Genomic DNA, 12,826 nt, shown 5'->3' on the forward strand with positions numbered 1-12,826 from the left:
GGCGCCGGGGCGCGGCCGGCCGTGCACCGCGGTACGGCGGCGGCGAAGGGCCGGCCGCCCGGTGCCGCCGCCGTACCGCGGTGTCACCGTGCCGCCGGGCACGCCGGGCCGTCTCGCGGGCCCGGGCCGCGCGCGACTCCCGTCGCATCCGGTCGGGCGTGGCCGTCGTGCCGGTCGTTACAGGCCGAGGTCGGCGCGGATCAGGCCGTGGACGGCGTGATCCGTGCGGCCGCCGTCGCGCAGGACGGCGGCGCTGCGCAGCAGTCCCTCGAGCCGGAAACCGGCCGACTCCGCGACCCGCCGCGACGGCGCGTTACCGGCGGCCGCCCGCAGCACGATCCGTTCCAGGCCGGCGTCGCGCAGCGCCCATTCCGCCACCGCGCGGGCGCCCTCGCCGGCGTACCCGTTGCCGCGCGCCCATGCCGCGGTCCAGTAGTGGATCTCGGCGGTCCGGTTGTCCCAGTCGGCGTCGAACAGGCCGACCAGGCCGGCCATCCGGTCCGTGCCGTGCGGCCGCAGCGCGAACTCGGCCCGGCTCGGGTCCCTCCGGCGGGCTACCGCGCCGGTCGTGCACCACTCGATCGCGGTCGGCAGATCGGCGCGCGCGAACGCGTAGCCCAGCGGCGACCACCGGACGAGCGACTCGTCCTGCCACACCGCGTGCACCTCGGCGGCGTCGCGCTCCTCGACCGGCCCGAGGACCAGCCGTTCGCTGCGGAGGTCGGCGATCGGGAACCCGGACACGGCACCACCCTAGCCACACTCCGCTCGCCCCGGGACCCCGGCTCGGCTCACTTGTCGAACACTGATCGGTTGCTCATCGGCGCACCGCAGGCTGCATACGAGCCTGCCGGACGGACCGGCACGGCGCGCGGGTGCAACCGGCCCGCGGACGAGGGGAAGAACAGATGGACCTGCAGCTCACCGGGAAGTCCGCGTTCGTCAGCGGCTCGACTCAAGGCATCGGATACGCGATCGCGCGGGCGCTGGCCGGCGAGGGTGTCGACGTCATCCTGAACGGCCGCGACCCGGTGCGGCTCGACGCGGCGGTCGAGGCGCTCCGGCACGACGTGCCCGGCGTGTCCGTCACCGGCCTGGCGGCCGACTTCACCGACCCCGGCCAGGTGGAACGGCTGTGCGCCGAGATCCCGGACGTCGACATCCTGATCAACAACGTCGGGCTCTTCGAGATCAAGGAGTTCGCGCTGGTCACGGACGCGGACTGGCGGACGTACTTCGAGGTCAACGTGCTCAGCGGGGTCCGGCTGTCCCGGCGGCTGCTGCCGGCGATGCTGGAGCGCGGCTGGGGCCGGGTCGTCTTCGTCAGCAGCGAGTCCGGCGTCGACATCCCCGCCAACATGATCCACTACGGCACGACCAAGACCGCGATGCTCTCGGTCGGCAACGGCCTCGCGAAGCTCACCAAGGGCACCGCCGTGACCGTCAACTCGGTGCTCGGCGGCCCCACCTACTCCGACGGCGTCGCCGCCACGGTCCGGGGACTGGCCGAGGCGCAGGCCGTCCCGGAGGAGGCGATGAAGGCGGCGATCATCGGCACGAACCAGACCACGCTGCTGGGCCGCTTCATCACACCGGACGAGATCGCGAACGCGGTCACGTTCGTGACCAGCCCGCTCGCGTCCGCGATCAACGGCTCCGCGGTACGCGTCGACGGCGGCGTGCTGACCACGCTGCTGTAGGCGGGGGCCGGAGCACCGCCGGCGAGCCGGATGCCAGAACCGCCTTCCCGCTTCCGGCGGGTCGTTCGGGCCCGACGGGCGCCCCGGCCGGCGGCGGGTTCCCGCGCCCGGTGCCGGCCGATCGCGCCCGGTTGGTACGGTCCGGCCGGTGACCGACCCGCCGCTGTTCGCCGCCGCCCATGCCGGAGACCTCGATACGGTCCGGCGCCTGATCCGCGAGGGCGCGGCGCTGGAGGAGCGCGGTTCCTGGGGCCGCACCCCGTTGGCCGCCGCCGCGCGGGGCGGGCACGCGGACGTGCTGGAGCTGCTGCTGGCGGCCGGCGCGGACCCGGCCGCCCGGGACAACCAGCGCCACGTCCCGCTCGACCACGCGGCGACCGCCGGTGTCGCCCGGCTGTTGCTCGCCGCCACCGGATCGGCCGAACCGCACGGCCGCGCCACGGCCGGACCGCACGGCCACGCCACGACCGAACCGCACGGCCGCGCCACGGCCGGACCGCACGGCCACGTCACGGCCGGGATGCACGGCCGCGTCACGGCCGGGCCGCACGGCCGCGTCATGGCCGGGATGCAGGGCCACGTCACGGCCGGCCGGGACGAGGTCGTGGCGGTGCTGCTCGAGGGTGGCGCGGACCCGCACACGCGCGACTCGCACGGACGGTCCGCGCTGCATCACGCCCGTACCGCCGGCATGGTGCGGATGCTGGTGGCCGCCGGTGCCTCACCGCACGCGATCGACCGGGACGGGCTCACACCGCTGCACGGGGCGCCGGACGCGGGGATCGCGCGGGCGCTGCTGGCCGCCGGTGCCGACCCGCACGCGACCGACCCCCGGGGTCGCACGCCGCTGCACACCGCGACCGCGCCGGACGTGATCGAGGTCCTGCTCGAGGCGGGCGTGCCGGCCGACGTGCGCGACGGCCGGGGCTGGACGCCGCTGGCGTACCTGGCGGGCGGCCACTCCGCGGACTCGGTGCGCGCCATCCGGCTCCTGATCGACGCCGGCGCGGACGTCACCCGCCGGAACGCCGACGGGATCGCGCCGATCCACCGGCTGCGGCGGTGGTCGAGCACGCTGCCCGAGTCCGCCGCGCGGGCCGCGATCCGGCGGCGGCAGCTGGCGGTGGCCGAGCCGGCCGTGCACGCCGGGCTGGTCCGCCGGGTCGCGGCGGACCGGGCGATCGGGCTGCCGCAGCGCTGCGCGGTCGTGCATCCCGGCGGCGCCGAGGCGGTCACGGCCGGGCCGGACGGCATCCTGGTCCGCTGGTCGCTGGAGGGTGCCGCGCCACGGCCCACCGAGGTCACCGGCACCGACCGGCCGCCGTTCGCCGCGCTCGCCGTCTCCCCGGACGGCACGCTGCTGGCGCTGGCCGGTGGCGAGAACCAGCCGCTGGAGATCCGCCGCTGGGACCGGCTGGACGAGGTCGTCGCCGTCGTCGAGGAGCTGCCGTCCTGCGAGTCGGTGTCGTTCTCGCCGGACGGCCGGCTGATCGCGGCCGGCTGGTGGTCACCCGGCGGCGGTCACGGACTCGCCGTGATCACGCCGGCCGGCCGGCGGGTGTCCTACGTCGACGCGCACGCGCACGGCGTCGAGGGCCTCGCCTTCGCGCCGGACGGCCGACTGGTGGTCTCCTGGCTGGGCGACGGCGCCGGTGAGCTCGCGCTCGTCGATCCGGACCCGGACGACCCCGGCGACGTCACCTTCGAGGGCATCGCCTGCCGGGTCGAGGCGCTGTCCTTCGCCCCCGACGGCCGGCGGCTCGCGGTCTGCGGCGCCGCGCCGTCCGACGTGCGCACCTCGACCGCCGAGCCCGGCATGATCGTGGTCTTCGACGCCGTCACCCGCCGGCCGGTGTGGGAACTCACCGTCGACCGCCGGGTCAAGCAGCACCTGCAGAGCTGGCACGAGACGGTCAAGCCGCTGTCCGTCTGCTTCACCCCCGACGGCCGCCGCGTGGTGGCCGGCCTGACCGGTGGCCTGCTGATCCTGGACGCGGACACCGGCGCGGTCGTGCACGCCCGCCCCTGGTGGCCGCGGAACGTCACCTCCGTCCACGCCGTCGACCCGTCATCGGTCCTGGTCACCACGCCCGACGGCTTCCACCGCATCGCCGTCCCGACCGGCTGACACGCCAGGCGCCCGGCCGGGCAACCGGCCAGACGAACCAGCCGGACAACAGGCCGGGTGACCGGGCCGCGCGACCGAGCCGCGCGACCGAGCGCGCGACAAGCGACCGGGCCGGACGCGACGCGCGATGTGGATCGGTGCTGGACGGGAGCCGCGGATCTGACCCGGCCGCCCACCGACCGGCTCCGCCGCCGCGGGCGTAGCGGAGCGCCGGCGGAGTCGGAGCCCTCGGCGCGGTTGGCCCGCGGGAGCATGCGGGCCGCACCACGCCGGAAGCGGGAAAATCGGTGTGCGGGTTCGCGGGTTCGGCGATGGACGCCGGGCGTGACGTGCGGCATGCGCTGGAGCGTGCCGGGGCGGAGCCGGTCAGCCGGCGGCGTCGCGGTCGCGGCGGGCGGGGATCGGGACGAGGACGCCGAGGACCATGAACCGGGCCGGCCAGATCCTCCTGCCGCTGGCGTCCTCCACGCCGTCGACGATCGCCGACCGCCGCCGCCCCCTTCGACGTGACCGTCCTCAGCGCACCCGGCGGGCGGTGAACTGCATGCGTGGCGTGGCGTAGAAGTCCTGGGCCTCGATCAGCTGGAGTTCGCGTTCGCCGGACCGGTAGGTGGTCTCGATCAGGTCGAAGACGCTGGACGCCGTGCGCTCCAGCGACACCGCCGCGTCCCGGGTGGCGACGTAGTGCGCGGTGAACAGCGCGGCCGTGACGTCACCGGAACCGTTGGCCTTGAACGGCAGGTGCGGGGTGGTCACCAGCCAGGCGCCGGTGTCGTCCACGACGAGCATCTCGATCGTGCCCTCGGCCCGGTCGGGGCGTTCCACGCTGGTGACCAGCACGGTGGCCGGGCCCATGGCACGGGCCAGGTCGGCGGAGGCGAGCGTCGACTCGATGCTCGCCGGTTCGGTGCCGGTCAGGAAGCCGAGCTCGAACTGGTTCGGCGTGATGATGTCGGCCACCGGCACGACCCGGTCGCGCAGCAGGGCGGGGATCTCGGGTGCGACGAAGCACCCGGACTTGGCGTTGCCCATGACCGGATCGCAGGCGTAGAGCGCGGCCGGGTTCGCGGCCTTCACCCGGCGCACGGCGTCGACGATGACGTCACCGATGCCGACGCCACCCTGGTAGCCGGAGAGCACCGCGTCGATGCGCGGGAACACCCCGCGCTCCTCCACGCCGAGGATGATCTCGGCCACGTCGGCCGGTGCGATGAGCGGCCCGCGCCAGGCGCCGTAACCGGTGTGGTTGGAGAAGTTCACCGTCGGCACCGGGACGACCTCGACGCCGATGCGCTGCAACGGGAACACCGCCGCGGAGTTGCCGACATGACCGTGGGCAACCGCCGACTGGATGGACAAGACTCGCATAATCGCAGCTTAGTAACCCGGGCCCGGTCGCCGGGACGGTGGTTCCGCACCGGGCCACGCGGCCGGTGGGCCGGTGCGCGGGCCGGCCGGCGCTCCGCCGTTCGCCATCCGACCGGACCGCAGCGTCGGCGGTAACACTTTTCCCGATACGAATTCCGGCACGTTCTGGAATTCGCGCGCGCGTTTCCGGTTATGCGGGAATCGGTCCGCGGGTCACCATGTCGAAACGCTTGCCGAAGCATTTCGCGGCGGTTATGTTGGCGCTCACATAGACACATTTGAGATTGTCTATCTATTGCGCCGGAAGGAATCCGTGATGAGACGTACCGTCATGTCCGTGTTCGCCGTGGCGGCGGTGGCCGCCGGCGTCGTGATCGGCGGGGTCGCCGAGGCCGGCACCACGCTAGGCGCCTCCGCGGCGGAGAAGGGCCGTTACTACGGCGCCGCGATCGCGGCCGGGAAGCTCGGCGACTCCGTCTACACCGGTATCCTGAATCGGGAGTTCAATTCCGTCACGGCGGAGAACGAGATGAAGTGGGACGCGACCGAGCCGTCCCAGGGGCGTTTCAGTTACGCCAATGCCGACCGGATCGTCAACCACGCCCGGTCGCGCGGCATGCTCGTCCGCGGGCACGCGCTGCTCTGGCACCAGCAGCAGCCGGGCTGGGCACAGAGCCTGTCGGGCAGCGCGCTGCGCAACGCCGCGATCAACCACGTCACCCAGGTCGCCACCTACTACCGCGGCAAGATCCACTCCTGGGACGTGGTGAACGAGGCATTCGCCGACGGCGGTGGCGGCGGGCGCCGCGACTCGAACCTGCAGCGCACCGGCAACGACTGGATCGAGGCCGCGTTCCGGGCCGCGCGGGCCGCCGACCCGGGCGCGAAACTCTGCTACAACGACTACAACACGGACGGGATCAACGCGAAGTCGACCGGCATCTACAACATGGTGCGTGACTTCAAGGCCCGGGGCGTGCCCATCGACTGCGTGGGCTTCCAGTCGCACCTGACGAACTCGGCGCCGGCCGACTACCAGGCGAACCTGCAGCGCTTCGCGGACCTGGGCGTGGACGTGCAGATCACCGAGCTGGACATCTCCGGCGCCGGCCAGGCCACCGCGTACGGCGCGGTGACGCGCGCGTGCCTGGCGGTCGCCCGGTGCACCGGCATCACGGTGTGGGGCATCCGGGACACCGACTCGTGGCGCACCGGCCAGAACCCGCTGCTGTTCGACGGCAACGGCGGCAAGAAGGCCGCGTACACGGCGGTGCTGAACGCGCTCAACGGCGGCGGCTCGACGGTGCCGACCGGCGGGCCCTCGTCGCCGCCGCCCGGCGGGACCGGCGGCTGCGCCGCGAGCGTGTCGCTGAACGCCTGGACCGGCGGATACGTCGCCACCGTCCGGGTGACCGCCGGATCGTCGCCGATCAGCGGCTGGACCGTCGGCGTGACCGTCCCGTCCGGTGGCGCGATCACCGGCGTGTGGAGCGCGACCGGTTCCGCCACCACCGGCGCCGTGGCGTTCCGCAACGTCGACTACAACGGCACGCTCGCCGCCGGCGCCGCCACCGAGTTCGGCTTCCAGGGCACCGGCACCGCACCGGCGGGCACGCCGACCTGCCAGCCCGGCTGACCGTACGCGCATCCGGCGCCGGAGGGGCACGCCGCCCCTCCGGCGTCACTCCGCCAGCGGCGCGCGGACCAGGAACGAGCTGTCCGCGCGGAACGCGTCGGTGCCGTCGGACCGGTCCACCCACAGTTCGCCGCCGCGGTGACGCAGGAAGTAGCCGGGGTAGTTCTTCGACTCCAGCGTCACCGCGCCCGGCCCGGCACCGGGCCGCGGGCAGAACGTGGCGTCACCGCGGAACAGTTCGGTGCGGTCGCGGATGTTCAGCACCAGCCGCCAGGACGCGTGCCGCAGATACCGCCCGTCGGAGAACCGGAACGTTACACAGGCCGGGTCGGCCAAGCCCTCGAGCGCCTCGAACGTCGCCTGGGTGCGGACCGCCTCGGCACCGGCGGGACCGGCCGGGGTCAGCACGCCGACGCTGCGGGCGACCGCGAGGTAGGTGCCGGGCGCGTTCACGGACTCCAGCGACACCGGGCCGGGCCGCACCACGCCGGGCGCCACCGCACCGGGCGGCACCGTGCCGGTGGCGGCCGGTGCGGTGCCGCCCGGTGCCGGAGCGGCCACCGGGCCGGGCGCCGCGACCTCGACCGCGCCGACGGTGACGCCGGTGGCCAGCACGCCCGCCAGCATCGCCGCCACGATCGGATGCGCCGCGAGCGCCTGGGCCAGCACGCCGGCCGCACCCGCGCCACCGGCCGCGACCGGTGCGGCGCCCGCGACGGCGCCACCGCCCGCGGTGCCGGCGGCGGTCGTCCCGGCGGCCAGCGCGGTGCCGGCCGCCGCCTTGCCGACCGTCGTCTCGGCCAGGACCGCGGCCGCCAGGCCGGCCGGGACCGGCAGCAGCGTCAGCGCCGGGAACAGCCGCTCCACCGGGAGCAGACCGCGGGCGGCCGCGCCGCACACCGGGCAGCCGCGCACGTGCCGGGCCGCGCGCTTGCGCCACAGCGGTCCCGGCACGCCGTCCCACCGCTGCATCGCGGCCGCGAGTCGCGCGCACCGGGGCCGGGCCTCCAGCGCGCGCACGACCGCGCGGCTGGTCTCGAGGCGCTCCCGCATCCGCTGGATCCGCACGCCCGCGTGGGCGACGCCGACGCCGAGCGCGGCCGCCAGCTCCGCGCGGTCCATCTCGCGCGCGCTCTCCAGCCACCACAGCGTCAGCAGCACCCGGTCGTCCGGGTCGAGCCACCGGCCGGCCCGCCGCACCGTCCGGCGCTGCGCGAACAGCTCCGCGCGGGCCATCGCACCGGCCTCGAACGCGGCGTCCGGCAGGTCGGCGGCGTCGTCCAGCACGGTCGTCCGCTCGGCGGCCCGCGCGGAGCGCTCCAGGTGCGTGCCGACGCGGCGGACTGCGATCGACACCAGCCACAGCCGGAAGCTCTCCGGCTCGCGCAGCGACGGAAGGCGGCGCAGCGCCCGGACCATCACGTCCTGGACCACGTCGTCGACGTCCGGCCGCCCGTCCAGCCCACGGCGCACGATCGTGTAGACCAGCGGAAGGTGCGCGGTGATCAACTCGTCCAGGGCCCGGGCGTCCCCGGCCCGCGCCGCGACGACCAGGCGTGTCTCGTTCTCGCCGACCGCGCGCAACGTCACCTCATCCTCCGGAGAGGAATCGACTGTGAACGATTGTGGCGGGCCACGTCAACATCTGCCGGGCATCGATGTCGCGGCGCGGCCGGGCTCAGCCGACCGTCACGGTCGCGCCCAGCTGGTTGAAGCCGGTCACCGCCTCCCAGGTGCCGGTGTTCGCGGTGCGGATCGCGTACTCCGGCCGGTCGGGCAGCAGCGGATCCGGCAGGTTGAGCAGCAGCTGGTAGCTGCCGGGCGCGAGCGTGCCGGGCAGCGTGAGCGTCTCGGTGACGGTCGTGGTGGTGCCGGCCGCCCAGCGGCGCGGGTCCGCGGTGAGCGGCAACCGGGTGACCGCCCCGGTGGACGTGGCGCGCAGGATCAGCTCGGCGCCGCGCGGGTTGATCGGCGCGGCCCAGCCGTCGTTGCGCACGGTCAGCCGGACCGGCAGCGCGCCACCGGCCGTGGCCTTCTCCGGGTACGTGCCGTCGACCAGCGTGAACCGGTAGCCGAGCTGCCGTTCCACGGTCGTCAGGCAGCCACCGGCGCGGAAGCCGTCGATCACGCCCGGGTGGTAGTCGTGGTTGAGGTACGTCCAGTGGAACCGGGCCATCTCCGCGGTCGCGACCGGGCACCGGGTGCGGGTCTCGTGCACGGCGCACGTCTCGCCGCCCATCGCGGTGTACCGGGTCTCGGCCGCCAGGTACGGGTACTCGGCCGCGGTGTCGGTGTACGTGCCCTGGTCGGTCGCGTCGGCCAGGAAGCAATCGTTGTGGTGACCGGTGCGGGCGGCCGCGGAGCCGTCGTGGGCCTGCGCGTCCGTGAGCGCCGCGGTGCCGTACATGGTGCGCTTGAAGTTCGGCGTGCGCAGCTGCACCATCCGGGTGGCCGGCAGCACCTGGAGAATCTTGTCGTGGACCGCCTTGCGGGCGGCCCGGTCGGCCGCCGTGACGACGCCGTTGTTGCCGAAGTTCTGCGTGTAGTAGCCCTCGCCCCAGGCACCGACGAAGCCGGACTGCATGACCTCGATGACGTCGGCGTTGCGGCTCAGGTACGGCGCGAGCTGGTCGAGGTGGGCTAGGACGCGGTCCTTCGGGGCGTCGGCGCCGTCCGCGGAGTCGGTGTAGGCGAACCGCAACACCATCTTCAGACCCGCCGCGCGTACGGTGTCGAACTGCTTCTGCAGATGGGCCAGCGTCGCCGCGTCGATCGGCCCGGTGCGGAACTCGCGCAGGTAGAACACGCACATGACCAGGGAGATCTTCGCGTCGGTACGGTACGAGCGCAGCGCCGCCTCGCCGAACGCGGCCGAGTCGCACTCACCGGCGTGCCGGTACAGGCCCCGTTCCGGGTTCGCGATGATCTCGTCGGACGCGGCGTAGGTGACGGTGCCGCCCGGAACCGGCGACGCGGGCGGGTCCGACGGAGCCGGTGAGGCCGGCGCGTCCCCGTGCCGCTGGGTGATCTTCTCGGAGGTCTGCTCCGGCGCCTCGGCCTGGAAGACCAGGTCGGTGTCGCCCGGCGTGGCCGTCTCACCGATCGCGGCGCGCGGCAGCGTCCAGGTCGCGACGCCGTCCGCGTGCGTGTGCGGGACCGGGGTGACCGGCGTCCAGTTCCAGCCGGCCCCGCCGTGCCGGTAGAGCGTCGCGTTCTCCAGCAGGAACTCCGCGCCGACCGCACCCTGCGCGAACCCGGTGGCCGCGTCCCGGTCGGTGTCGAGGTACGCCCGGGTGAACTCCGGCGTCCCGGAGTACGCGAACCGGTAGGTCACGTCCGTGGCGGTGCTGGTGGCCGAGGCCTCGGTGATCGACGCGTTCGCGGTCGCGGCCAGGACGACGCCGAGACCGGCGGTCAGCGCGAGCGCGAGCCCACCACCGATCCAGCGGAGTGTCGAGGGCATGCGGGTGCCTTTCTGTGCCGTGGCAGGCGCGCGTCACATGCTGGGACGGCCCGCCTGCCGACGCGTGGACCGCGCCTGAGTCCCGAACGCCCCGGATCCACCGGCTTGCTGCTCACTGTGACCCACGCCACCGAGAGGCACGCCGAACGAGCGAACCTGCGAGGCGGGCCGGCTCTGCACGCACGCGCCGGGCCGCACCACGGCCGTGACGCAATGCGCAGCGCTTACCACGGGTCGCGGCACTCGAGATCGCCAACTCCGACAATTCACCCGTTGACGAAGATCACTCGTGTCAAGCTGGAGATCAACACGCTCACCTGCCTGACTTACGGGAACCATGGACGAAGTCGAGGGAAAAGTGAAGAACGATCACACGCAATGGAAACGATCCACGCGCTGCAAGGCCGCCGACTGCGTCGAAGTAAGCCTGAACAGCGGCGACGGCGCCGCCGTCCGCGATACGAAGCAGTACCCTGAATCGCCCACACTGAATTTCACCGCCGAGGCATGGACGCATTTCGTCGACCGCCTGAAGAATGACGGACGTTAACCGCAAAACCCGCCGAGCACCACACCAGGCGACTTAGAAGCTGCAGACACAAGAGCGACGCGGCCAGCCTGGAGTCGGCCCGCCGGTCAGGAGTACTGTCCAGTTGCCGGACGGGTTCCACATGAGCGGCGGGCCGCCTGTCGTCAACCACAAGACTGTCGAGCCACGCTGTCTCGTCCGCGAGGAAGAAGTACTCGTCCGCGATAGCCGCGAACCGGCGCGAGTCCGCACTTCGGCCCTCGACATAGACCACGCGCGCCTCACGCCAGAAATCGCGGCAGTCGTCCCGCTCGAACAGGCGCGAGAAGGCCCCCCGCAGTTCCAGCTCCTCCAGGTATCCCGAAGCCAGGGCCACGTCGTAATAAACGAAGATCGAGCTGACGTAGGCGCGATCGATCATCGCGTTCTCCGAAAGCGACGTGGGATATCCCCACAGTGGAAGCAGTCGTGGGTTCTGGAGAGCAAACAGCAGCAGTTCCAGGCGCATGCCACGCACCAGGTCCAGTTCTGCCACACGCGTTTGCCGCTTCTCCAGGCCGAGCGACCGGGCCACGCCGAGCAATGCCAGCGCTGATATCAGCGCACTTAACGTTCCGAACGCCTGACCGATGTCGCTCAAGGTCTTCCAGTCGGCATACGAAACCACCATCGACAATGAATTAGCCACGGACTTCCCACCCCCGGGACAGAACCAGCCGCACCCACCCACGTACAGCAAACCACGACCCCGCAAGACGCTCCTGACGAGCAGGCGTGAATGAATATTCCGTGCACCATTCCCTCCTGCACGGCCGCTATCTGCAACCCCGCAGTCCGGTGTAGCCCGCGTCCTCGATACGAACATGACATTCTCAATGTTGTTTCGGGTATTCCGCCTGCCGAGGAGCAGAGAACGCTTGGGCCACGCAAACACCGACTCGTGCTGCCTCCCCGCACGCGGTCGATCCTCGACCGCCGCTTTTGGTCGCCCGCATTGCTCACCGCGGCGAGCAACCTACAGCCGGAATCCGCCGGCGGTTCGCCGCGGCCGTCCGCACGCGGCCCCCGTACCCGCCGAATGGTTCGGCGGTGGGTCAGCTGGCGGCGGCGTCGGTGAGGGCGGTGAGGACCGGGTGGATGAGCGGGTGTTCCTCGGCGCCGCGGCGGACGGCGGCGAAGACGCGGCGGGTGGGGGCGACGCCGTCGACCGGGCGGACCGCGAGGCCGCTGGCGTCCATGCCGCGCAGCGCGGAGCGCGGGACCAGGGCCACGCCGGCGCCGGCGGCGGCCAGGGCGACCACGGCCCGGAAGTCGTCGGAGGAGTGCGCGATCATCGGCTGGAACCCGGCCACCTCGCAGGCCAGGACCACCACGTCGTGGCAGGGGTTGCCGGGGTACGGGCTGATCCACGGCTCCTTGGCCAGGCCGGCCAGCGGCACCGCGTCCGGCGCGGCGAGCGGGTGGCCGGCCGGCAGCACCGCGTCGAACGGCTCGGCGTAGAGCGGCACGTGGGTGAGCCGGGGGTCGTCGGCGGCCGGCGCGCCCCGGTACTCGACCGCGATGGCGACGTCGACCTGCCGGTCCAGCACCAGCGGCAGCGCCACGTCGCCCTCGGCGTCCTGCACCCGGATCCGGATGCCGGGTGCGGTGGCGGCGAGGCCGGCGATCGCGGGCGCGACGACCCGGACGATCGCGGTGGCGAACGACGCGATGCTGACCGTCCCGGCCGCGCCGGTGTCGAACGCGGCCAGTTCGGCCTCCGCGCGTTCCAGCTGGGCCAGCACGGTGTTGGTGTGGGCGAGCAGGATCTCGCCGGCCGGGGTCAGGCGCACGCCCTTGGCGCCACGGTCGACCAGCCGGTGGCCGGTCTCCTGTTCCAGCGCGGTGAGCTGCTGCGACACCGCGGACGGGGTGAGAAACAGCGCGGCGGCGGCGGCCGTCACCGTACGGTGATCGGCCACCGCCCGCAGGATGTGCAGTCGCCGGACGTCGATCATGTCCG

The 12,826-nt window shown here is 73.3% G+C and carries 10 protein-coding genes; 4 read left to right on the forward strand and 6 right to left on the reverse strand.

All coding sequences use genetic code 11. The annotated features are described in order from the left end of the window. Nucleotides 1-177: 177 nt before the first annotated feature. Entirely contained in the window at nt 178-744 is a 567-nt protein-coding gene (locus J2S44_RS03740; protein WP_310409030.1) for a GNAT family N-acetyltransferase, read from the reverse strand. Between the two features lie 164 nt (nt 745-908). Between J2S44_RS03740 and J2S44_RS03745 the strand changes: the two genes are divergently transcribed. Next, nucleotides 909-1,700: an SDR family NAD(P)-dependent oxidoreductase gene (locus J2S44_RS03745; RefSeq protein ID WP_310409032.1), complete on the forward strand. Its 792-nt coding sequence runs from the start codon at nt 909-911 to the stop codon at nt 1,698-1,700. A 148-nt stretch (nt 1,701-1,848) separates the two neighbouring features. Next, nucleotides 1,849-3,828, forward strand: coding sequence for an ankyrin repeat domain-containing protein (locus J2S44_RS03750; protein WP_310409034.1), 1,980 nt, complete (start codon nt 1,849-1,851; stop codon nt 3,826-3,828). A 516-nt stretch (nt 3,829-4,344) separates the two neighbouring features. On the opposite strand, the gene pdxY is transcribed toward J2S44_RS03750, so the two are convergent. After that, on the reverse strand, nt 4,345-5,196 hold the full coding sequence (pdxY, locus tag J2S44_RS03755; RefSeq protein WP_310409036.1) for a pyridoxal kinase PdxY: 852 nt from the start codon (nt 5,194-5,196) through the stop codon (nt 4,345-4,347). Between the two features lie 316 nt (nt 5,197-5,512). Here pdxY and J2S44_RS03760 point away from each other — a divergent pair, with 316 nt between their 5' ends. Then, nucleotides 5,513-6,832, forward strand: coding sequence for a glycoside hydrolase family 10 protein (locus tag J2S44_RS03760; protein ID WP_310409037.1), 1,320 nt, complete (start codon nt 5,513-5,515; stop codon nt 6,830-6,832). A gap of 45 nt (nt 6,833-6,877) precedes the next feature. On the opposite strand, the gene J2S44_RS03765 is transcribed toward J2S44_RS03760, so the two are convergent. Next, nucleotides 6,878-8,422: a sigma-70 family RNA polymerase sigma factor gene (locus J2S44_RS03765; protein WP_310409038.1), complete on the reverse strand. Its 1,545-nt coding sequence runs from the start codon at nt 8,420-8,422 to the stop codon at nt 6,878-6,880. An 88-nt stretch (nt 8,423-8,510) separates the two neighbouring features. Next, on the reverse strand, nt 8,511-10,295 hold the full coding sequence (locus J2S44_RS03770; RefSeq protein ID WP_310409039.1) for a DUF4832 domain-containing protein: 1,785 nt from the start codon (nt 10,293-10,295) through the stop codon (nt 8,511-8,513). A 337-nt stretch (nt 10,296-10,632) separates the two neighbouring features. Here J2S44_RS03770 and J2S44_RS03775 point away from each other — a divergent pair, with 337 nt between their 5' ends. Next, nucleotides 10,633-10,845 (forward strand): DUF397 domain-containing protein, encoded by a 213-nt coding sequence (locus tag J2S44_RS03775; protein ID WP_310409041.1) that lies wholly within the window; start codon nt 10,633-10,635, stop codon nt 10,843-10,845. Here J2S44_RS03775 and J2S44_RS03780 read toward each other — a convergent pair. Continuing rightward, complete coding sequence (locus tag J2S44_RS03780; RefSeq protein ID WP_310409042.1) at nt 10,790-11,494, reverse strand: DUF6082 family protein; 705 nt, start codon at nt 11,492-11,494, stop codon at nt 10,790-10,792. The genes J2S44_RS03775 and J2S44_RS03780 overlap by 56 nt on opposite strands. A 424-nt stretch (nt 11,495-11,918) precedes the next feature. After that, nucleotides 11,919-12,821, reverse strand: a complete 903-nt coding sequence (locus tag J2S44_RS03785; RefSeq protein WP_310409043.1) for a LysR family transcriptional regulator — start codon at nt 12,819-12,821, stop codon at nt 11,919-11,921. Between the last annotated feature and the right edge of the window lie 5 nt (nt 12,822-12,826).

The sequence above is a fragment of the Catenuloplanes niger genome (assembly GCF_031458255.1).
GTDB lineage: Bacteria > Actinomycetota > Actinomycetes > Mycobacteriales > Micromonosporaceae > Catenuloplanes > Catenuloplanes niger.

What these genes read in the sequence shown, in the direction of transcription:
- J2S44_RS03745 (WP_310409032.1), top strand. Translation starts at nt 909, where the DNA reads ATGGACCTGCAGCTCACCGGGAAGTCCGCGTTCGTCAGCGGCTCGACT.
- pdxY (WP_310409036.1), bottom strand. Translation starts at nt 5,196, where the DNA reads ATGCGAGTCTTGTCCATCCAGTCGGCGGTTGCCCACGGTCATGTCGGC.
- J2S44_RS03760 (WP_310409037.1), top strand. Translation starts at nt 5,513, where the DNA reads ATGAGACGTACCGTCATGTCCGTGTTCGCCGTGGCGGCGGTGGCCGCC.
- J2S44_RS03770 (WP_310409039.1), bottom strand. Translation starts at nt 10,295, where the DNA reads ATGCCCTCGACACTCCGCTGGATCGGTGGTGGGCTCGCGCTCGCGCTG.
- J2S44_RS03775 (WP_310409041.1), top strand. Translation starts at nt 10,633, where the DNA reads ATGGACGAAGTCGAGGGAAAAGTGAAGAACGATCACACGCAATGGAAA.
- J2S44_RS03780 (WP_310409042.1), bottom strand. Translation starts at nt 11,494, where the DNA reads ATGGTGGTTTCGTATGCCGACTGGAAGACCTTGAGCGACATCGGTCAG.
- J2S44_RS03785 (WP_310409043.1), bottom strand. Translation starts at nt 12,821, where the DNA reads ATGATCGACGTCCGGCGACTGCACATCCTGCGGGCGGTGGCCGATCAC.